Origin of the sequence: Bradyrhizobium sp. IAR9 (assembly GCF_013408065.1) — a bacterium.
Classification (GTDB): Bacteria; Pseudomonadota; Alphaproteobacteria; order Rhizobiales; family Xanthobacteraceae; genus Bradyrhizobium.
Genome location: NZ_JACBZW010000014.1, coordinates 1 through 19977, shown reverse-complemented (window position 1 = coordinate 19977; position 19977 = coordinate 1). Strand labels below are relative to the sequence as shown.

15 protein-coding genes are annotated in these 19977 nt (G+C 63.4%); 8 read left to right on the top strand and 7 right to left on the bottom strand.

What is annotated here, in order from left to right:
• Nucleotides 1–24: 24 nt before the first annotated feature.
• Nucleotides 25–5346 carry a VCBS domain-containing protein gene (locus GGD67_RS29895; RefSeq protein ID WP_179737909.1) on the bottom strand — a complete coding sequence of 1774 codons (5322 nt, stop codon included), beginning with the start codon at nt 5344–5346 and terminating at the stop codon, nt 25–27.
• A gap of 621 nt (nt 5347–5967) precedes the next feature.
• Here GGD67_RS29895 and GGD67_RS29890 point away from each other — a divergent pair.
• On the top strand, nt 5968–6699 hold the full coding sequence (locus GGD67_RS29890) for a transglutaminase-like cysteine peptidase (RefSeq protein WP_179737907.1): 732 nt from the start codon (nt 5968–5970) through the stop codon (nt 6697–6699).
• A gap of 169 nt (nt 6700–6868) precedes the next feature.
• Entirely contained in the window at nt 6869–7981 is a 1113-nt protein-coding gene (locus GGD67_RS29885) for a lysozyme inhibitor LprI family protein (RefSeq protein ID WP_179737905.1), read from the top strand.
• Nucleotides 7982–8194: 213 nt separating this feature from the next.
• Here GGD67_RS29885 and GGD67_RS29880 read toward each other — a convergent pair whose 3' ends face one another.
• From GGD67_RS29880 to GGD67_RS29855, 6 genes are all read right to left on the bottom strand, one after another.
• Nucleotides 8195–9394, bottom strand: a complete 1200-nt coding sequence (locus GGD67_RS29880) for an ABC transporter substrate-binding protein (RefSeq protein WP_018321349.1) — start codon at nt 9392–9394, stop codon at nt 8195–8197.
• 105 nt (nt 9395–9499) lie between these two features.
• A complete protein-coding gene (locus GGD67_RS29875; RefSeq protein WP_179737903.1) occupies nt 9500–11338 on the bottom strand; it encodes a long-chain fatty acid--CoA ligase in 1839 nt (612 codons plus the stop codon).
• 91 nt (nt 11339–11429) lie between these two features.
• Nucleotides 11430–12218 (bottom strand): ABC transporter ATP-binding protein, encoded by a 789-nt coding sequence (locus GGD67_RS29870; protein ID WP_018321347.1) that lies wholly within the window; start codon nt 12216–12218, stop codon nt 11430–11432.
• Between the two features lie 3 nt (nt 12219–12221).
• Complete coding sequence (locus GGD67_RS29865; RefSeq protein ID WP_018321346.1) at nt 12222–12980, bottom strand: ABC transporter ATP-binding protein; 759 nt, start codon at nt 12978–12980, stop codon at nt 12222–12224.
• Nucleotides 12977–14128, bottom strand: coding sequence for a branched-chain amino acid ABC transporter permease (locus GGD67_RS29860; RefSeq protein WP_179737901.1), 1152 nt, complete (start codon nt 14126–14128; stop codon nt 12977–12979). The genes GGD67_RS29865 and GGD67_RS29860 overlap by 4 nt, the downstream gene beginning before the upstream one ends.
• A gap of 5 nt (nt 14129–14133) precedes the next feature.
• Entirely contained in the window at nt 14134–15009 is an 876-nt protein-coding gene (locus GGD67_RS29855; protein WP_018321344.1) for a branched-chain amino acid ABC transporter permease, read from the bottom strand.
• Nucleotides 15010–15271: 262 nt separating this feature from the next.
• Between GGD67_RS29855 and GGD67_RS29850 the strand changes: the two genes are divergently transcribed.
• From GGD67_RS29850 to GGD67_RS29825, 6 genes are all read left to right on the top strand, one after another.
• Nucleotides 15272–16021, top strand: a complete 750-nt coding sequence (locus GGD67_RS29850; RefSeq protein WP_026202537.1) for an ABC transporter ATP-binding protein — start codon at nt 15272–15274, stop codon at nt 16019–16021.
• Nucleotides 16018–17544 (top strand): permease, encoded by a 1527-nt coding sequence (locus tag GGD67_RS29845; protein WP_179737899.1) that lies wholly within the window; start codon nt 16018–16020, stop codon nt 17542–17544. The genes GGD67_RS29850 and GGD67_RS29845 overlap by 4 nt, the downstream gene beginning before the upstream one ends.
• An 83-nt stretch (nt 17545–17627) precedes the next feature.
• Nucleotides 17628–17882 (top strand): AbrB/MazE/SpoVT family DNA-binding domain-containing protein, encoded by a 255-nt coding sequence (locus tag GGD67_RS29840; protein ID WP_179737896.1) that lies wholly within the window; start codon nt 17628–17630, stop codon nt 17880–17882.
• A complete protein-coding gene (locus GGD67_RS29835) occupies nt 17879–18283 on the top strand; it encodes a type II toxin-antitoxin system VapC family toxin (RefSeq protein WP_018321340.1) in 405 nt (134 codons plus the stop codon). The genes GGD67_RS29840 and GGD67_RS29835 overlap by 4 nt, the downstream gene beginning before the upstream one ends.
• A gap of 59 nt (nt 18284–18342) precedes the next feature.
• Nucleotides 18343–19155 (top strand): MBL fold metallo-hydrolase, encoded by an 813-nt coding sequence (locus GGD67_RS29830; RefSeq protein ID WP_179737894.1) that lies wholly within the window; start codon nt 18343–18345, stop codon nt 19153–19155.
• A gap of 65 nt (nt 19156–19220) precedes the next feature.
• On the top strand, nt 19221–19742 hold the full coding sequence (locus tag GGD67_RS29825) for a hypothetical protein (RefSeq protein WP_179737892.1): 522 nt from the start codon (nt 19221–19223) through the stop codon (nt 19740–19742).
• Nucleotides 19743–19977: the final 235 nt, after the last annotated feature.

The window sequence follows — 19977 nt, the reverse complement described above, 5'->3', positions numbered from 1 at the left end:
AACGATCGGCTTCGCCCAGGGGTGTCAGGAATGCACTATGAAGTCGCTTGCCTGAAGACTGACACCCTTGACGAGGATGGTGTTCGCCGCATCGAGCGTGATCAAAGTATCCGTTCCAGACGCAGCCACGTGCTGAGCCATCCAGTCGGACACGCTGGCGGTGGTCACGACGGCCGACAGATCGATGTGATCCTGATTGTGCGTGAAATCCAGAATGATGTCGCGATTCGAATTGGCCGCGAACACGAATTGATCCTGATAGCCCGTCCCGAACAACACATCCTTGCCATCTGTGCTGGCGAGGGTCATCGGGCCTTGTTCGGCCAGATTGAAGATCAGGTTGACCGTATCGCTCGCACCGTGGCTGTCGGTGACGGTGATCGCCAGCTTATCCGTCGCAGGCCCACCCTGGCTCGGCTCGGCGTATGTCAGATATTGAAGGGCCGAATTGACGCTCGCCAAGGTATCGGACGTCGGTGCTGGCTCCACATATGTGCCCGAATCCGCCGCCGCAGTGAGCGTGAAGGTTTCATCGGGAGCAGCGTCGGCGTCGGCGACGGTGATGCCATGGACGAACACCATGTCGCCTTCCTGCGTGACGTAAATCTGGTCGACGTCGATCACCGGAGCGTCGCTCTCGTCCGCGCCGGTCACGTCGACGGTGAGCGTGGCCGTGCCGATTGCACCGTGCACATCCGTGGTCTGGACCGTGAAAATATCCGCGTAGGAGCCGTCGGCCAGCGCGTTGATCACGGCGGCGTTCGGAACGTAGCTGTAGCTGCCGTCGGGATTGACCGTCAGCGTCCCGTAGAGTCCGCCAGCTGTCGTCGCCGCGTGGTGATCCGCGTTGATGACGGCATAGGTCAGCGTCGCCGTCTCGCCGGTATCGACATCGTTGCCCGCCACCGTCCCGGTCAGATCGCAGAAGGTGTCGTCGGCCGTCGTATCCTCGAGCGGTCCGATGTGGAGATCGGCCAGCGTCGGCGCGTCGTTGCTGCCGGCGATGTTGACGGTAACGACTGCGCTCGTGCCAGCGCCCTCGGCATCCGACGGAACGATCGTGTATTGCAGCGACAGCGTCTGGCCGGCGGCGAGGAAATCGAACGCCTGCCCGTGCGAATTGAAGGTCCAGGTGAACTGCGTATGAGTCGCGGTGCCGTCGAGGATATCACCCGAGGGGACAGTGAGATCCGCGAGGAGGTCGGCATTCGACAATCCGCCGACGCTGCCCGTTTGCAGCACGCCGTCGAGCGTAACCTGTACCTCGCTAACCGCCACCGTGACGTGATCGGTCGCATCGACGTCGGAGACCACCAGCACGCCATGCGCAAGCTGGCCGGCATTGGTTTCCACCAAATCGGCAACGGCGCCCCCCGGCCCGGAGGTGCTGCTTGCCCAGTCCGCATCGCCCGCGATCGCGAGGCTCTTGGCGGGGTTGACCGCATTGGAGGCCGTGGTCCCACCGCCGTCGGCGAGCTGGTAATACGCGGCCAGATTGGCCTCGTTGCCGGTGAGCGCGGTGAAGTCGATCGACTGGATCTGAGCTTGCGTCAGCGCGGTGGTCCAGACGCTGACATCGGCGATCGAGCCGGTGAAGCCCTGCGCCCCGAAGCCGGGGGCGTACCTGTCGCTTGCGGCCCCGATCATCATGTAGGACGGATCCTGGCCGCTGCCGACCGCGTTCACGCCTCCACTGTGGGAGTAGACGGCGTTCCCATCGACAAAAAGCGTGAAGGTACCCTGATCGCGCGTCAAGGCGAGGTTATGCCATTGCCCTGCAGTGAGCGCGAAGCCGGTATCCAGGATATCGACGCCTCCCTCGAGAATTTCGATCTCCAGATTGCCGCTGACGACGGTACCGATAAGACCGAAGCCGGCTGTCGAGGTATTGCCGTTGTAGAACAGGACCTGGCCGTCGGGCGCAGCGGCTCCGTTCCAGTTTACCCAGCCATCCAGCGTAACCCCATCGGACGCGACGGTCGGCACCTCGCCGACCGCGATGGTCTGGCCGTCGAAGTTCATGTAGTCCGACGTGACATAGGACACCGCCGGCGCATCATTGGTGCCGGTGATCGTGACGGTAACGTCCTGGCTGATCTTGCCGCCATGCTGGTCGTCGAGCGTAACGGTGTAGACCTGGGTGATGGTCTGCCCTTCCGCCAGCGACTGCAGCACGGGATCGTTGTTGTCGAGCGTGAAGTGCCAGCCCAACGTCGCACCGTCGTCGTTGTCGCTGCCGGATTCGGACACCGCATCGATCGTGAAGGTGCCGATATGCGAGCTGGCTCCGAAGCCCGGCAGGTCCGAGCTGACGGACGAAGATTTGAACGACCATGCCGCCGTGTGGGTGTCGGTCAGGTCCAGATCCTGGATCGCCAGCGTGCCGTCCGCCGTGAGCGAGGCGCACTCATCCTCGGTCACCGCGCCCGTCGCTGCGGCGGCATCGCTCGTGATCGTCGGTGCATCATTGACGCCCGTGATCGTGACGGTGACGTCTTGGCTGACGATACCGCCATGATGATCGTCGAACGTAACGGTGTAGACCTGCGTGATGGTCTGGCCCTGCGCCAGCGACTGCAGCATTGCATTGCTGTTGTCGAGGCTGAAGTGCCAACCCAGCGTCGCGCCATTGCTCGTGTCGGTATTGTACTCCAGCACCGACTGATCGATCGTGAACGTGCCGATGTGCGTGCTGTCGGCATCGAAGCCCGGCAGAGCCGAGCTGATGGACGAGGACTTGAACACCGCCTGCGCCGCATGGGTGTCGATCAGATCGAGGTCTTGAATCGCCAGCGTGCCGTCGATCGACAGCGTCAGGCCCGCGTCCTCGACGACATGACCTGTCGCCGCCGCGGCACCGCTGGTCACGGTCGGCGCGTCGTTCTTGCCGGTGATGACGACCGTGACGTCCCGCGTGACGGTCCCACCGTGATGGTCGTCGATCCTGACGGTATAGACCTGCGTGATGGTCTGCCCTTCCGCCAGCGACTGAAGCACCGGGTCGTTGTCGTCGAGCGTGAAGGTCCAGCCCACTGACCCGCGGGAGCTGGCGCCCGGGCTTTCATTTACTGAGCCGAGGCTGAACGTGCCGATATGCGAGGCGCCGTCGCTGAAGCCGGGCAGATGCGCGCTCGAAATCGTCGACTTCAGCGAAAAACTCGCGGTGTGGGTGTCCGTGAGATCAGGGTCGTTGAATGTGATGGTGCCGTTGGCGGCGAGCGTGGCCGCCGTATCCTCGGTCACCGCACCGGTCGGCGTGGTCAGATCTTCGACGATCGTCGGCACGTCGTTGGTGCCCTCGACATTGACGTCCGCACCGTCGATGGACACGGTAACCGGCGTGCTGACGACACCGCCGTGCCCGTCATCGACTTGCACCACGTAGTTGAGGGTCAGCTTCTCGCCTTTGGCGAGGAAATCAAACAGATGGTCGGGAACGCTGTAGGTCCAGGTGGCCGAACCGTTATTGCTGTTTCCAGCGCCCTGTACCACGGTCAGCGGCACCTCGACGGCGGCGATCGCCGCGAGCTGCTGCGGCGTCAGCGTCGACGTGATGTCGTGGCCTTGCGCATCGAGATATTTGAACGGCTGGGTCGACGAGAGCGCCGCGCTCACGATCGGGCGGTCCGTCAGATCGACGTCGGTGAAGGTGACGGTGCCCGTGATGGTATCCAGAGTCTCGTTGCCGGTCCCGACCTTCTCGATGACGGTTCCGCCCAACGTCGCGACGGTGGGCTTGTCGTTCGTTCCCGTGACCGTGATGGTGATCGGGATGAACTTGGACTCGGGATTGACTGCGAAATTGGTGTCGACGCGGACCATATAGGTCAGCGTCAGCGTTTCGCCGGCCGCGAGGAAGTCGAAGACTTTGTCCGGGATCGTGTACGTCCAGACCGCCGAGCCGTTGTTATTGTTGCCGGCGTCGGGGGCGACGTTGATCTGGATCTGGGTCGCCGCGATGTCCTGCTTCTGGAGCGCCGAGAGCGAGCCGGTGACGTCGTGCTGGCCGGCGTCCTTGTAGACATAGTTCGGCGCTTCGGCGAGGCTGATGCTCACCGTCGGCCGGTCGCCGAGGTTTTGATCGACGAATCTGATCAGGCCGGAAATCGTATCGGAATGCGTGTCGCCGGTGGTGTCAGCACGCTCGGTCAGCGCGAACGCCGACTTCACATTGCCGCCGGCGTCGAAGCTCTGCACAATCGGCTGGCCGGGGATACGCACGATGGGCGGCGTGGACGTGCTGGGCGCCTCCGATCCCTGCGGATTGAGATTGACGAATGTCGCGGTCGCGACGGCGCCGCCCCCCGACTTGAACACCACGTCCAGGCTCATCGGCGTGAGCGTGTCGGTGAAGTTCGTGGTCAGCTTGGTGTTGGTGTTGTTGTCGGTGAACTTCAGCGTGAACACGTCCGTGATCAGCTTCTGAACATCCGGCGACATCAGCGCATTGGAGATCGAGACGTTGCCGCCGCTGATCTGGATCATCTGGCCGGCCTGGTTGACCGTCGCGATCGGCAGCAGCGTGACCTTGTCGAACAGGATGTAGGAGCCCGTCGTGCCGTTCGGTTCGACCAGCACCTGGAAGCTCGCCTGCGGCTGCGGATCGCCGCCACCGGCGGGAACGACGAAGTTGATCTGGGTCAGCACGGCGGTGCCGCGGATGCCCATGGTGGCAACCGGCGTGTCGATCTTCATGTCACCGTGCTTGGCGGTCTCGCCGGCGACGAAGGTGATGGTGCCGGCGACGAGGCTCAGCAGCGAGGAGTTGCTCGACCCGTTGGGGTCGTAGACCATCTCGTTCAACACCATCCGCGCATTCGAGGACAGGCCGAACACGGTGCCGTCGATGAAGGTGATGCCGAGCGTGGAATCCGCGCCGGTCGAGACCACGTCACCCTTCTCGACATTGTCGCCGTTGTTCAGGATGACCGAGACGCCGTTGCGGATCGCCGTCGCGCTGCCCACGAGCTTGGTGACATGGCCGATGACCTGGGCTGCGGCCGCGCCGCCGGGCGCGGCTTGAGCAACCTGGACATGGCCCGTAAGCGCGTTGACGATTTCGCCAGTGAGATGGGCGCCGTCGGGCGAGGCGAGCGCGGCACGCTTTTCGCCCCTGAAATAATCGTGAACGACGAATTCGTGCCCCTCGTGGGACAGCACGAGATCGAGACCGGCACGCTTGAATTCGCCGTTGAAGATCAGGTTGGGGTCGGGAACAACGAACGCGCCCTCAGGCACGTAACCGTGCGCCTTCGCCGTAAAGGAATCGACATGGGCACCGCCGGGCGAGCGGGAACCCTGGCCATCCAAAGCAATCGCGGCGTCAAATTGGCCAGCGTAGTTCAACCGGGCACCGTAAAAAGGGTTAAAATTTAAGTAAGTATCGACCGCCTAAGCTTGCATAGCATTAGCAAGTCCTTAGCGATACCATCTATTGCTTGTGTGATTTCGCATCACTTGGCCCCAGGAAACCCCACGTCTTGGCGTCGCTCCAGAGAAGCGAAAGTAACCTTTTAAATATTCGCAAGTCGAATTCGGCCTGTTTCCACGCATTTCCAGTCATCCAAAGTAACCTGCCGTATAGTCAAAGAGCAGATACTTGCGTCATCTTACCTTCGCGAGGTCCCGCAGCATCCTGCGGCAAATACGCACTTAAATCTGTGACCTAACTAACAGAACCCCATGAAATAGGGGGTCGTTAGCCATAGGACCCAGATTCGGCACTTCCACAACCTGTGTCTGCAATTGGCTCGATTTCGCGGCAGACTGACACCACCTAGCCGGCGAATCGTAAAATTTTACGCAATTTGGACGGGCCTGTTTCAGCCTGTTCCCCGGATTTGGAACCCCAGCCGGGCGCGTTAAGCAGAACAAAACAGCCCGTCTCGCACTATCTCCGCGAAAGCAACAAAGCCCGGCGCGTTCAGGTCGAGGGGGACTTGGACCGAAGCCAGAAGGGGATGTCAGATGGAGACCGCTACTCGCTCGCGCGCCTGGCGCGCAATCCTTGTCCTGTGCGGATTGGTCCTGTGTGGGTCGGCCGCCGAGCTTCGCGCCGGCACGCTGCTGTCGCCGGGCGCAGGTCTACTCGTGCGCAAATCCGCCGAGCCGTTCGGCGTGTTCGCCTTCGCCATCTCCGCCGGCAGCCTGCAACAGAAATGGCTCCTGCTGAAGGACAAGCTCGACGGCGACATGGTGCAGCTCGCGCTATGCGACGGTGACCGCGACAATTGCGCTTCGCCCGCGGCCCTGAAGCTGCTTGCCATCGTCGACCAGGCCCGCGCCCGCGACGGCCGCGCCCGACTCGGCGAGACCAACCGCGCCATCAACCTTGCCATCCGGGCCGCCAATGACGGCATCGACGACGTCTGGAGCTCGCCGCTTGCGACCTTCGCGCGCGGCGCCGGCGACTGCGAGGACTATGCCATCGCCAAGCTCGCCGCGTTGCGGCTGGCGGGCGTGGCCGCCGAGGATCTCCGCATCGTCGTGGTGCGCGACGTCAGGGCCGGCGAGGAGCATGCGGTTGTCGCCGCGCGCCTCGATGGCCGCTGGCTGATGCTCGACAACCGCCGCATGGCGATGGTCGAGGACGACGCTGCGCGGAGCTACCAGCCGCTGTTCGCGCTCCATCGGTCGGCCGTGATGAAATATGTCGACGAACCGATGCAGGTCTCGATGATGGCCGTCGAGGCGCGCTGAGCCATCTTGTAGTCCGGATGGAGCGCAGCGAAATCCGGGGCCGCTGTCGCTTATCGCTCGAATCCCGGATTACGCTTCAGCCGGGCTACGAACCTCGGTTCACCAAAAACCCATTCCACGACGCGATCCGGACGGCTAGCATGGCCACGGCTTTGCGGGGGCGACGGGAATGCGGTTCATCGTGCTGTCTGTGATTGCGTTGCTGGCGCTCGCCTCACCCGCGGCAGCGCAGTCCGACCGCTCCATCGCCGATCGGCTGCCGCTGTTCGCCAAGAACAATTGCCAGCAGATTCGCGACCCCGGCAATCAATTGTTCTGCGGTGATGCCGCGCTTGCCGCCGCCGCCGAGAAGCTGAACACCGCGATCGAGGCGCGGCTCGCCCGGCTGCCCGATCGCCTTCCCGCGATCGAAGAGAATGCGATCTGGATCCGCCAGCGCAATCTCGGCTGCGGCATCGTCGGCCAGACCGCGATCCGCCCCGACGATTTCGAGCGGGTAAAGGCGTGCCTGCTCAAGGTGACAGAGGAGCGCGCCGCGATCCTGCGCGATCCGGATTTCGACTGCCTCGCTGCCAACACCGCGGCGGGCGCAGTGATCTGTGCGGACCCGTCGCTGGCACTCGCCGAAACGGAGCTCAATGGCCAGGTGCTCGGCCTGATCGGCAAGCTGGACCCGACCGCAGCGCGCTTTGCCTTCGCCGAATATGGCAGGTGGACACGAGAGCGCGATCGCAAATGCAATCTGGTCGGCAAGGAGAACGTGCCGCTCCAGGAGCTCGAATCCGCAGAGGATTGTCTCTCCGACCATCTAAAGCACAAGGCCGACGAGATCCGCACGGCAAAGGGCGACCCCAGAAAGGTGTTCGGCCGGCAGGTCGCGGCCCGCATCCCCGACACCGACGCGGTCGACTTCTGCGCGGCGCGGATCCATGCGGCCAATTCGTGCGGCAGCTTCCTCCGCATCAACCGCGTCTACGCGCTCGACAGCCAGGTGACCGAACAGGAGGCGCAGGTCACCGGCGAAATCGAAATGGCGGTGCTGGCGCCCTTCACCATGTGCAGCAAGGTCGCATCCAGCTGCACCGGCACCTGCTGGGACGCTAGGACGGGCCTCCCGCAGCCGAGCGCCGCCAACAAGGAGCGTTCGGCAGAAGCCTTCAACGTGACGCGTCGCCTGAGGATCCAGCGCACTTTTGCGTTCGTCAAAGCCGCCGACGGCTGGCGCTGCCGCGAGGACGAGTTGGCACCGGTGAATTCGGGGACGGCGAGCGGGGGATCTTGAGTTTCGCTCAGCTTGGCGAGCTTCTTCCTTCTCCTCTTGCGGGAGAAAACGCCGAAGCCAAGCTTCGGCTCTGGCGCCGGATGAGGCGTTTTTCCGCTCGCTAGGCTATTCGTGAGGATAGAGACCCCTCACCCGGCTCGCCGCTTTGCGGCGATCCACCCTCTCCCGCAAGGGGAGAGGGTGCACCGTTCGTGTCGCGAGAGCCGCCCTTCATCAAAACATCAGATTGTCCTTCACCAGCACCCAACGGCCGTTCTTCACCTGCTGCACCTGGGTGACGGTGGTGGCGAGATGGTTGGTCTTCGAGAACACGGTCGGCGGCGAATTGAAGATATCCTGGAACTTGTCGCCGGACTCGAGCGCGTCGAGCATCTTCTGGCCAGTGAGATCCTTGCCAGCCTTGTTGGCATAATGCGCGAACGTCATCACCGCATTGTAGCCGATGATCGCCTGCGTGTTGGCGTCGGCGTTGAACATCTTCTTGTAATTGACGAGCCAGTCCTTCACCTTTCCCTTCGCGGTGTCTTCGTAGGGGATTTCGAAGTTCGAAGCGGCATACAAGCCTTCCACCACTTCCTTGCCGAGCGCCGGCACTTCGAGCACGTTGACGGGCGTGGCACCGAGGAAGGTTACCTCCCAGCCGAGCTTCCTGGCCTCGGTCATGGTGCCGATAGGCTCACGGAGGACCGCGCCGAGCACGACGAGGTCGCAGCCGTCGGACTTCATCTTGGCGACCTGCGCCGAGAAGTCGGAGGCGCCGCGCTTGTAGCTCGTGATCGAGGCCGGCTGCACCTTCATGGCGGCGAGCTGCTGGTTGAAGCCATCGAGCACGTTTTTTCCGTACTCGTCGTCCTGATGCATGATGCACGGCTTCTTGAAATTCTTTGCCTCAATCATGTATTTGAGCGCTGCGCGCGTGCTCTCGACGTAGGGCAGGAGGTTGTTGAACTTCAGCCGCTCCTGCGGCTTGGCCGCATCGAACTTGAAGGTGAACTCGGCCGCCGTCAGCGGGAAGAGCTGAAGCACGCCGGCGTCGAGCAGGATATCCTGCGCAGCGAGCACGGTCGGCGATCCCATTGGTCCCACCATCGCGAAAATCTTGTCGCGCTCGATCAGCTTTTGCGAAGCCAGCACAGCTTTCTTCGGATCGTAGCCGCTATCCTCAACGACAAGCTTGATCTTGCGACCCTGGACACCGCCCGCCGCGTTGATCTCCTCGACCGCCATCTTCATGCCGTTGGAGACCGGCACGCCCCAGCCCTTGATCGGGCCCGACAGGTCCTGATGCGTGCCGATGACGATCTCGGATGCCGAGATGCCTTCATTGGTGACCTTGGTTTGAGCGGCGGCCGGCAGACAAGTCAGCGCAAGGGCGCTCACCGCCAGGCCCAGCGCCTTCAGCGATTTCGACATTGCAGTCCTCCTTCGGTGGCCCGTGTTGAGCGAAGGATCGGGCCTCTCAAGCCTTCGCCGTTTTCTCAAATCCATCTCTCTTGAGCATGATCCTCCGGATCTTGCTCAAGCAACCGCGCGCTGGCGATACATCGCCTCGATCTCGGCGGCGTAGCGCTTGTTCACGAAGCCGCGCTTCAGCTTCATGGTCGGCGTCAGCTCCTCGTCCTCCGGTGTGAGCTGGCGTTCGATCAGGTAGAACTTCTTGATGGTCTCGACGCGGGCAAAATTGCCGTTGACCTGCTCGATCTCGCGCCCGATCAGGTCCTGAATCTCGGTCGCCCGGCACAGGCTCGCGTAATTGGTGAAGGGAATGTCGTGGTCCTGGGCGAACTTCTCGACGTTCTCCTGGTCGATCATCACGAGGCAGGTCAGATACGGCCGCTTGTCGCCGATCACGACCGCATCGGAGATGTAGGGCGAGAATTTGAGTTGGTTCTCGATCTCGGACGGCGTGATGTTCTTGCCGCCGGAGGTGATGATGATGTCCTTCATCCGGTCGGTGATGCGGACAAAGCCTTCATTGTCGATCGTGCCGACGTCGCCGGTGTGCAGCCAGCCGCGCTGATCGATGGTCTCGGCGGTCTTCTCTGGCTGGTTCAGGTAACCCATGAACAGGAAGTCGCCCTTGATCAGGATCTCACCCTCGGGCGACAGCGCGACCTCGCCCCAGGGCACGGCGGTGCCGACCGAACCGAGCTTGATCCGCTCCGCCGGCATCATGGTGGCGACACCGCAATTCTCGGTCTGGCCGTAGAGCTCGTGCATGTCGATGCCGAGCGCGAGATACCAGCGGATCAGCTCCGGCGCGATCGGCGCTGCGCCGGTGAAGGCGACGCGGCAGCGATCGAGCCCGATCATGCGGCGGATATTGCGGAATGCGAGCCGGTAGGCGATCCGGCTTGCGAGGCGCAACGACAGCGGCGGCGGCTTGCCTTCGATCCGGTAATCGACCATGCGGTAGCCGATGCCGATGGCGCGGCGATAGACCCATTGCTGCAGTGGGGTCGCATCCTTCAGCGCGATGGTGATGGCGGAATAGAATTTTTCCCAGATGCGGGGAACCGCGAGGAAGACGGTCGGCTGCACCTCGCGCAAATTGTCCGGCACGGTTTCCGGGCTCTCGGCGAAATTCATCACCGAGCCGAGTGCGACCGAGATGTAGTAGCCGCCGATGCGCTCGGCGACGTGGCACAGCGGCAGGAAGATCAGCCTGTCCTCGTCCTCCTGCGCCGGAATGAAGTCATTGGCGTGACGCATCTGGTGCGTAACGCTGCGGTTGGCGTGCATCGCGCCCTTGGGCGGACCGGTGGTGCCGGACGTATAGACCAGGATCGCGAGATCGCCGGCGCCGCGGCTGCCGATCATCTCCTGCCACAGCGCCTCGCGGCCGACCATGTGATTGCGGCCGAGCGCGCGAAACTCGTCGAGCGACATCACCATGTCGTCGGAGAAGCCGCTGAGGCCCTCCATATCGAACACGATGATCTTCTGCAGGCTCGCGCAGCGCGAGCGGCAGGCGAGGATCTTGTCGAGCTGCTCCTCGTCCTCGGCGAAGATCACTTTGGTCCGGGAATCGTTGATGAGATATTCGACCTGGGACGACGCGTCGGTCGGGTAGATGCCCGAAGCGACGCCGCCGGCGCACAGGATACCCATGTCGGCATGGACCCATTCCGGCACGGCGTTGGCGATGATGGAGGCGACGTCGCCGGGCATGAAGCCGGTCGCATGAAGCGCGTAGGCAATCTCTTTCGATATCGCCAGCCATTCGCGCCAGCTTGTCGGCTGCCAGATGCCGAATTTCTTCTCGCGGATGGCCGGCCGATCGCCCCGCGTCTCCGCAGCGCGCAAGAAGCTCTTCGCGATCGTATCAGCGACCGTCAGCACCGCCGGTCGGGCCATGCACGTCTCCTCCTTGTCGCCTGCCTCCGCTGCCTGCCTTGCCGGCGGTCTTGATTGCGGATGGCAAGCTCATCTTACTGCCAGCTCTTCCTCACCGCCACGTCTTCTTCTTTTTCCAGCGCCGCTCGCCTCGCGCACCCGCTTCCTTGGCGCCAAGGTAGAACTCCTGGATGTCCTGGGAATGCATCAAGCGGTCGCAGGTGTCGTTCATCACGATACGGCCGATCTCCAGCACATAGCCGTAATGCGCCGTCTCCAGCGCCACCTTGGCATTCTGCTCGACCAGCAGGATCGACATGCCCTGCTCCTCATTGACGCGGCGGATGATGGTGAAGATCTCCTTCACCAGCAGCGGCGATAGGCCGAGCGAGGGCTCGTCGAGCAGCAGCAGCGTCGGCCGGTTCATCAAGGCGCGGCCGATCGCCAGCATCTGCTGCTCGCCGCCCGAGAGCTGACCGGCCGGCTGGTTGATGCGCTCCTTCAGCCGCGGAAAGTAACCATAGACGCGATCGAGATCCTCCGCGACGCCGGCGCGGTCCTTGCGCGGATAGGCCCCCATCATCAGGTTCTCGCGCACGGACAGGAACGGAAACACCTCGCGTCCCTCCGGCACATGGCTGAGGCCGAGCCGCACGATCCGGTCGGCCTCCATGCGCTGGATCGGCTTGCCCAGGAATTCGATCGAGCCCTTCTGCGGGTCGAGAATGCCCGAGATGGTCTTCAGTACCGTGGTCTTGCCGGCGCCGTTGGCCCCCAGCAGGGTGACGATGCGGCCGCGCGGCACTTCCAGCGAGATGCCGCGGATCGCCATGATCGGCCCGTAATAGCTCTCGATGTTGGAGAGTTTTAAGATGATCTCGGGCGTGACAGCGGCAACCATGCGTCAAGCTCCCAGATACGCAGCGACGACGTCGGGATGCTGCTGGACTTCGGCGGGCGACCCCATCGCCAGCACCCTTCCGTAATTCAATGCGATGACGCGATCGGAGACGCGGTTGACCAGCGACATGTCGTGCTCGACCATCAATACGGTGACGCCGAGCTCGCTCTTCATGTCGCGGATCCAGAACGACATGTCGTCGGTTTCCTCGACATTGAGGCCGGACGATGGCTCGTCGAGCAGGATCAGCTTCGGCTCCGAGCACAGCGCGCGCGCCAGCTCGATCACCTTGCGCACGCCGTAAGGCAGGCCGGAGATCAGCTTGTCGCGATAGGGTTCGAGATCGAGGAATTCGATGACCTGCTCGACCCTGCGGCGATGGACTTTCTCGTTGGCGCGCACGCTCGGCAGGAACAAAAGCTCCTGCCAGAGCTGCGTGGTCGAATGCCGATGGCGGCCGACCAGCAGGTTGGACAGCACGGTCGCATTCTCGAACAGCTCGATGTTCTGGAAGGTGCGGGCAATGCCGAGCTTGGCGATATCGTAGGGCGGCTCTTCGGTGATGTCCTGATCCTCGAAGAAGATGCGGCCCGAGGTCGGCCGGTAGATCCGCGAGATCAGGTTGAAGATCGAGCTTTTGCCCGCACCGTTCGGCCCGATGATCGAGAGGATCTCGCCCTTCTCGACCGCGAAGGACACCGCATCGACGGCCTTGAGGCCCCCGAAATGCAGCGACAGATTCTCGGCGCGGAAATAGCTCATCGATTCCGCTCCGACTTCACGTAGATCTTCTGCCGCTTGAAGGTGGCGCGCTTGTAGAGCGGGAACAGCTGGAAGAAGAGTTTTATCTTCAGCCAGCGGCCGTAGAGACCGAGCGGCTCGAACAACACGAACAGCACGATGATGATGCCGTAGATCGCGCCTTTCAGGCCGTTGAGCGAGGCAAAGGCCGCGACCTTCGACTGGATGTTGCCGGCGGTGGCCGGGCCGGCGCCGAACGTCGCCGCAATGCCCGCGATCAGGCCGGGCATGTCGTCCTTGAGATAGGTCAGGAACGGATCGATCATCACGATGAAGATCGCGCCGAGCACCGCGCCGTGCAGGCTGAAGGTGCCGCCGATCAAGATTACGATGATGAACTCGATCGAGAGCTGGAGCGTGAACATCTCCGGCGAGATGAAGGAAAGCTTGTGGGCGAACAGCACGCCGGCAAAGCCGGTGATTGCCGCCGAGATCGCAAAGGACTTCACCTTGTAGAGCGCGACGTTGACGCCCATGCTGCGCGCCGCCGTCTCGCTGTCGCGGATCGCGACGAAGGCGCGTCCCGTCGGCGAACGCAGCAGGTTGAGCGTGCCGACGATGGTCAGCACCAGAATTGAGAGGCAGAGGAAATAGAAGGTGGGGCTGTCGCGCGGGACGGTGACGCCGAGCAGCGACAGCGTCTTCACCCGCATGCCCTCGTTGCCGTGGGTGACGCTTTCCCAGCGCGCCAGGATCTCCTCGACGATCAGGGCAAAGGAGATGGTGGCGATGACGAGATAGATGCCGGTCAGGCGCAAAGCGGGAAAGCCGACCATCGCGCCGATGATGCCGGTCAAACCTCCGGCGGCGAGGAAGTAAACCGGGAACGGCACGTTGTACTTCTGCAAGTATGCCGCCGTGTAGGCCCCGATGGCGAGGAATGCAGCGTGGCCGAGCGAGGCCTGGCCGGTAAAGCCGGTCAGGATCAGCAGCGCGACGCCGACGATCGCATAGATGCAGACGAAGACGAGCTGGCTCATCAAATAGCTGGAGAGCACATAGGGCGCGATCAGCAGCAGTACGAGCAGGATGCCGTACGAGACCAGATAGCCCGAATGCGGGAACAGCTTGATGTCATCCTCATAGTCGGTCTTGAACAGGAAGCGCATGGCGTTCAGACCTTCTTGCGGACGTGGTGGCCGAACAGGCCTTCGGGCTTCAAGAGCAGCACCGCGAGCAGCACGAGGTACGGCGCGACATCCTTCCAGCCTTCGGGCAGGTAGAAGCCGGCCATGCTCTCGATCACGCCGATCAGGACGCCGCCGACCACGGCGCCCGGGATCGAGCCGAAGCCGCCGAGGACCGCAGCGGGAAATGCCTTGAGGCCAAGCACGAGGCCGACATTGGAATGGATGAAGGTGATCGGCGCCAGCAGCACGCCGGCGCAGGTCGCCACCGCCGCGCTGATCGCCCAGACGATCGACACCACGCGCTTGACCGGAATGCCCATGTAGTAGGCCGCGAGCATGTTCTCGGAACTGGCGCGCATCGCGGTGCCGAGCGTGGTCTTGTTGAAGAAGAGATAGAGCAGCGTGCACAGGATCATCGTCGCCGCGATCACCGACAGCTTGTCGTAGGCGAGCACCAGCGAGCCGATACGGAGCACGCCCTGGCTGAACGGGGTCTCGATCTTCAGATCATCGGTGCCCCAGATCATGCCGGCAACCGAGCGCAGGAAATAGCCGAGGCCGATGGTGGCCATGATGATGGAGAATTGCGGATAGCCGAGGATCGGCCGCACCACGACGCGCTCCGCCAGCATGCCGAACAGCGCCATCGCGGCCACCGCACCGGCGAAGCCGATCCAGTAGTTCAGGCCCATCATGCCGATGAAGGTGAAGGCGAAGAATCCGCCGAGCATCATCAGATCGCCCTGGGCGAAATTAACAACCTCGGTGGCCTTGTAGACGAGCACGAAGCCGAGCGCGATCAGGCCGTAGACGCAGCCGAGCGCAACACCGCTGACCAGCTGCTGAACGAAATCCAGCATTGACGCGCGTCCTCCCGATACAGCCGGCGGCTCTTCCCGACCGCCTTGCCGCATCTTGTGTCCAGTCGCTACGCAGTCGTTTCGCTGCGTTAGCGCCATTTGTCCGGAACCAATTCAGCCTGAACCGCTCCTTACTGTCAACAAACGGTGACTTGCCATTAGTCGAAACCGGATGGCGGAATTTGTGGGCCGTAGATTCACGGTGCCGAAACATCTTGGGATCATGGTCGCGAGCGATGCAAAACCGGATAGTGTGGGCGTCATGAAGCGGGACAAGTCGGCGCTGGAAGTCCTGGGGTTAACGAAGCGTTTTGACCGTCTGGCGGTCGACAGCCTCGATCTCACCATCCACGCCGGCGAATTCTATGCGCTGGTCGGCCCCAACGGCGCCGGCAAGACCACCACTTTGCGCATGGTCGCGGGCCTGCTGCGGCCCGACGCCGGCGCGGTCTCGATCTTCGGCATCGATGCGCTCGAAAATCCCGTCGCCGCCAAGCAGGTGATGGCGTGGGTCTCCGACGAGCCGATGATCTACGACAAGCTGACCCCGCTCGAATATCTCGAATTCGTCGCCGGCCTCTGGGGCATCGCGCCGTCGGTCTCGGAGCCGGTCGCGCAGGACCTGCTCGGCTCGCTCGGCCTGGAGCCACATCGGCACGAGCGCTGCGAGGGCTTTTCCAAGGGCATGCGCCAGAAGGTCGCGCTCGCCGGCGCGCTGGTGCACGATCCCCGCCTCATCATTCTCGACGAACCGCTGACGGGGCTCGATGCCGTCTCCGCCCGCCACGTGAAGGGCCTGCTCAGCGAACGTGTCCGCGCCGGCTGCACCGTCATCATGACCACGCATATTCTCGAAGTCGCCGAGCGCATGGCCGACCGCATCGGCGTGATCGCCTCGGGCCGCCTGGTGGCCGAGGGCACGCTGACCGAGCTGCGCCAGCAGAACGGCCATGCCGATACCAGCCTGGAGGATCTCTTCATCGCGCTGGTGACGCTTCCGGAAGCCGCATGAGTTCGGCCACCGCGCTCTCCTGGTTCGCACGCCACGAGCTCCGGCTCGCCTGGCGCGAATGGTTCGCCATGATGACCGGCGGACGGCGCAAGCGGGCGCGCGCCGCCGTCATCGGCCTCGTCTGCTTCGCCGCGCTGCTGCACCTGCCGGCCTGGGCGGTGATCGGCCGTTTCGCCGATCTGCAGCTGCCGCTCGACAAATCCTCGCTGATCGTGATCTCGGCGACGATCTTTCTCGCCTGGACCTTGATGCTGTCGCAGGCGATCGAATCGGTGACGCGGGTGTTCTACGCCCGCGCCGATCTCGACCTGATCATGTCCTCGCCGGCGACGCTCGCCAACCTGTTCTCGGTCCGCATCGCCGCGATCGCGCTGACCGTCACCGCGATCGCGCTGCTGTTCTCGACGCCCTTCATCGACGTGCTCGTGATCGGCGGCGGCGCGCGCTGGCTCAGCGCCTTCGGGGTGGTCGTCGTCATGGGCCTGTCGGCCGCGGCGGTCGCGATCGCCGTCACCATCCTGTTGTTTCGCCTGATCGGCCCGGCGCGCACGCGCCTGATCGCCCAGATCCTCGCCGCGATCATCGGCGCCGGCTTCGTGATCGCGCTCCAGATCGCGGCGATCATGTCCCACGGCACGCTGTCGCGCTTCACCATCCTGACCTCAGGCAGCGTGGCCGCCCATGCCCCCGATGTCGAGAGCATCTGGTGGTGGCCGGCGCGGGCGGCGATGGGCGACAGCGAAGCGCTGCTGCCGCTCCTGGCGCTCGCTTTGGTGCTGCTCGGAAGCGTCATGGCGATCTTCTCGCATCGCTTTGCCGACACGGCGATCGATGCCGCCGCTTACGGCACCTCCGGCAACAGGCGCGCGAAGGAGCGCCCGTTCCGCGCCGGGTCGCGGCAGCAGGCGCTGCGGCGCAAGGAGTTCTCGCTGCTCTGGCGCGATCCCTGGCTGATCTCGCAGACCCTGATGCAGCTGCTCTATCTGGTGCCGCCGGCCTTGCTGCTCTGGCGCAATTTTGCCGACAGCTCCGCGGCGCTGACGCTGATCACGCCGGTCGTGGTGATGGCGGCCGGACAGCTTGCCGGCGGACTGGCCTGGTTGACCATCTCGGGCGAGGACGCCCCCGACCTGGTGGCGACTGCGCCGCTGACGCCATCCGCCGTCATCCGCGCCAAGATCGAGGTGGTGCTGATCGCGATCGCCGTCATCTTCTGCCCGCTGATTGCCGCACTGGCCTTCGCCGCACCGATCCAGGCAGCAGTGAGTGCCGGCGCGATCATCCTCAGCGCGGCCTCCGCGACCGCCATCCAGCTCTGGTTCCGGGTGCAGGCCCGGCGCAGCCAATTCCGCCGCCGCCAGACCTCGTCGCGGCTCGCGACCTTCGCGGAGGCGTTCTCCTCGATTGGCTGGGCCGCAACCGCGGCACTGCTGCTTGCACTCCCCATCGCCGGCCTCATTAGTGGCCTGATCACCGCCAGCCTCGTTGCGATCACCTGGAAGTTCAGCCCAAGGCGGGACTGAAGGCGTGAGAGGCGCCTTGCCTGCCTCACTTGAAAGTAAGGCTAAATTACCTTACCTATCGGCTATCAAGAATTGAGGATCCCATGGGCACGCTTACTGTCACGGCAAAGGGGCAGGTTACGCTGCGGAAGGATCTCCTGGAGCACCTCGGTGTGCATCCCGGCGACAAGATCTCGATAGAGAAGCTTCCGGGAGGGCGGGTTGAGGTGAAGGCAGCTCGGCCCGTCGGAAAGATTTCGGACGCCTTCGGTTTCCTGAGAGGAAAAACGAACGGTCGATCATTGTCGATCGAGGAGATGAACGATGTCATCGCTGACGGCTGGACCGGCAAGCGATGAAGATAACGCCCGACACCAACGTGTTGGTGCGCGTTCTGGTCGGGGATGACGCCGAACAGAGCAAGGTGGCCGAAGCCCTTCTCAAGAAGGCAGACCTCATAGCCATCTCGATCCCCGCACTGTGCGAGCTGGCCTGGGTTCTCTCTCGAGGCTACAAAACTTCGGCTGAGAATATCTCGGCTTCGATCCGGCATTTGATCAATGCCTCCAATGCGGTCGTCGATCGGCCGGCAGCCGAGGCTGGATTGTCGTTCCTCGATGCCGGGGGCGATTTCGCCGATGGCGTCATCGCCCATGAAGGCAATTGGCTTGGAGCCGACACTTTCGTGTCCTTCGACAGGAAGGCCGTGAAACTGATCGAGGCAAGCGGCGGATTGGCGCGGCTGGCCGGCACCACATGACGCGAGGATTATTCGTCGATACACTCAGCAGATCGTCGATGAGCGGCGGACGGTTCTGCATGTTTCGACCATTGCTGACGGCTCTTGCGTTTCTCAGTTGGCTGGCCGCCCCTGCCCTCGCCCAGCAGCCACAGCGCAGCGAATGCCTGGCGATGGCCAACGCGGCCCCGCGTATCCTGCCGGTGGCGTTCCGGCCGGCGGCCGGCACAGGCGGGGTCGAGATCACCTATGCCGGCCATTCCACCTATTTCATCGACACGCCCGGCGGCCTGCGCATCGCGACCGATTATAGCGGCGCCTATCAGGTCGGACGACTGCCCGACGTCGTGACCATGAACCGGGCCCACAGCACGCACTACTCGCTGTTTCCCGATAAGCGCATTCCTCACGTGCTGCATGGTTGGGGCGAGGACGGCAAGCCGGCGATCGTGTCGGAGCGCATCAGTGACGCCTTCATCCGCAATGTCACGACCGACATCCGCCGCTATTTCGGCGATGATGCCGGCGCCGACATGATCCGCGACGGCAATTCGATCTTCATCTTCGAGGTCGCGGGGCTCTGCATCGGCCATCTCGGCCATCTCCATCACAAGCTCGACGACAGCCATTTCGCCCAGATTGGACGGCTCGATATCGTGATGGTGCCGATCGACGGCACCTACACCATGTCGCTCGAAGGGATTTCTGACATCACCAAGCGCCTGCGCGCCTCCGTCGTGCTGCCGATGCATCGCTTCGCCACCCCGCTCGACGATTTCATGCGCCGGATCGGCCAGCAATTCGAGATAGACCGGCGCTCCGAGCGGTCGTTCCGCATGTCGCGGGATGCGCTGCCGTCGAAGCCGACGGTGATCATCCTCGACGGGGTCTGACGCGCAATTTTCTCCAAGCCGGCGATCGGCCGGTCGTGCTGATCTGTCTGAAACAGGAGATCGACATGACCGACTTTGCCAGACTCTTGCACGCGGATGGACCGAACCCCGAGCACGCGGCGGCGCTGCAGCTCTATGGCCGCTTCGTCGGGGATTGGGTTGCCGAGATCACCGCCCATGGGCCCGGCGCAGCGGAACACACGGCAGCCGGCGAGATCCATTTTGGCTGGGTGCTGGAGGGCCGCGCCGTCCAGGACGTCTGGATCATCCCGCGCCCCGCAGGCAGCCCCGACTTTCCGATCGCGGGCAATTGGTACGGCACGACGCTGCGCGTCTACGATCCGACCATCGCTGCGTGGCGGATTTCCTGGTTCGATCCCGGACGCAGCGTCTTCCGCCAGCAGATCGGCCGGCCGCGCGGCGCCGACATCGTGCAGGAAGGCACAACGGAGGCCGGCGAGCTGACGCGCTGGAGCTTTACGGAAATCACCGACGATTCCTTCCACTGGCTCGGCGAGGCCAAGCCGGCCGATGCAAGTGATTGGCGGCTAATGGTCGATGTGAAGGCGAAGCGGCGCAGGGCTTAGGCCGATTGGATTTTGATTGAAACGATCCGGCGGCAAACTCGCTGCAACCTCTCCCGCTTGCGGGGGAGGTCGGCGCGTAGCGCGGGTGGGGGCTTTCTCCGCATCTGGAATGTCCCATTGCGGAAGCACCCCCACCCCAGCCCTCCCCCGCAAGCGCAGGGCTATCGCATATGGCTGAGGGTGGCCAAGAGGAATGCGTTGTCCCAGCCAGCGCGCTTGATTTTACGCCGGAGGG

Coding starts and splice junctions, on each gene's coding strand:
- GGD67_RS29840 (WP_179737896.1), top strand. CDS start 17,628: ATGGGCACGCTTACTGTCACGGCAAAGGGGCAGGTTACGCTGCGGAAG.
- GGD67_RS29825 (WP_179737892.1), top strand. CDS start 19,221: ATGACCGACTTTGCCAGACTCTTGCACGCGGATGGACCGAACCCCGAG.
- GGD67_RS29860 (WP_179737901.1), bottom strand. CDS start 14,128: ATGCGCTTCCTGTTCAAGACCGACTATGAGGATGACATCAAGCTGTTC.
- GGD67_RS29865 (WP_018321346.1), bottom strand. CDS start 12,980: ATGAGCTATTTCCGCGCCGAGAATCTGTCGCTGCATTTCGGGGGCCTC.
- GGD67_RS29855 (WP_018321344.1), bottom strand. CDS start 15,009: ATGCTGGATTTCGTTCAGCAGCTGGTCAGCGGTGTTGCGCTCGGCTGC.
- GGD67_RS29880 (WP_018321349.1), bottom strand. CDS start 9,394: ATGTCGAAATCGCTGAAGGCGCTGGGCCTGGCGGTGAGCGCCCTTGCG.
- GGD67_RS29830 (WP_179737894.1), top strand. CDS start 18,343: ATGTTTCGACCATTGCTGACGGCTCTTGCGTTTCTCAGTTGGCTGGCC.
- GGD67_RS29890 (WP_179737907.1), top strand. CDS start 5,968: ATGGAGACCGCTACTCGCTCGCGCGCCTGGCGCGCAATCCTTGTCCTG.
- GGD67_RS29845 (WP_179737899.1), top strand. CDS start 16,018: ATGAGTTCGGCCACCGCGCTCTCCTGGTTCGCACGCCACGAGCTCCGG.
- GGD67_RS29875 (WP_179737903.1), bottom strand. CDS start 11,338: ATGGCCCGACCGGCGGTGCTGACGGTCGCTGATACGATCGCGAAGAGC.
- GGD67_RS29870 (WP_018321347.1), bottom strand. CDS start 12,218: ATGGTTGCCGCTGTCACGCCCGAGATCATCTTAAAACTCTCCAACATC.
- GGD67_RS29885 (WP_179737905.1), top strand. CDS start 6,869: ATGCGGTTCATCGTGCTGTCTGTGATTGCGTTGCTGGCGCTCGCCTCA.
- GGD67_RS29835 (WP_018321340.1), top strand. CDS start 17,879: ATGAAGATAACGCCCGACACCAACGTGTTGGTGCGCGTTCTGGTCGGG.
- GGD67_RS29850 (WP_026202537.1), top strand. CDS start 15,272: ATGAAGCGGGACAAGTCGGCGCTGGAAGTCCTGGGGTTAACGAAGCGT.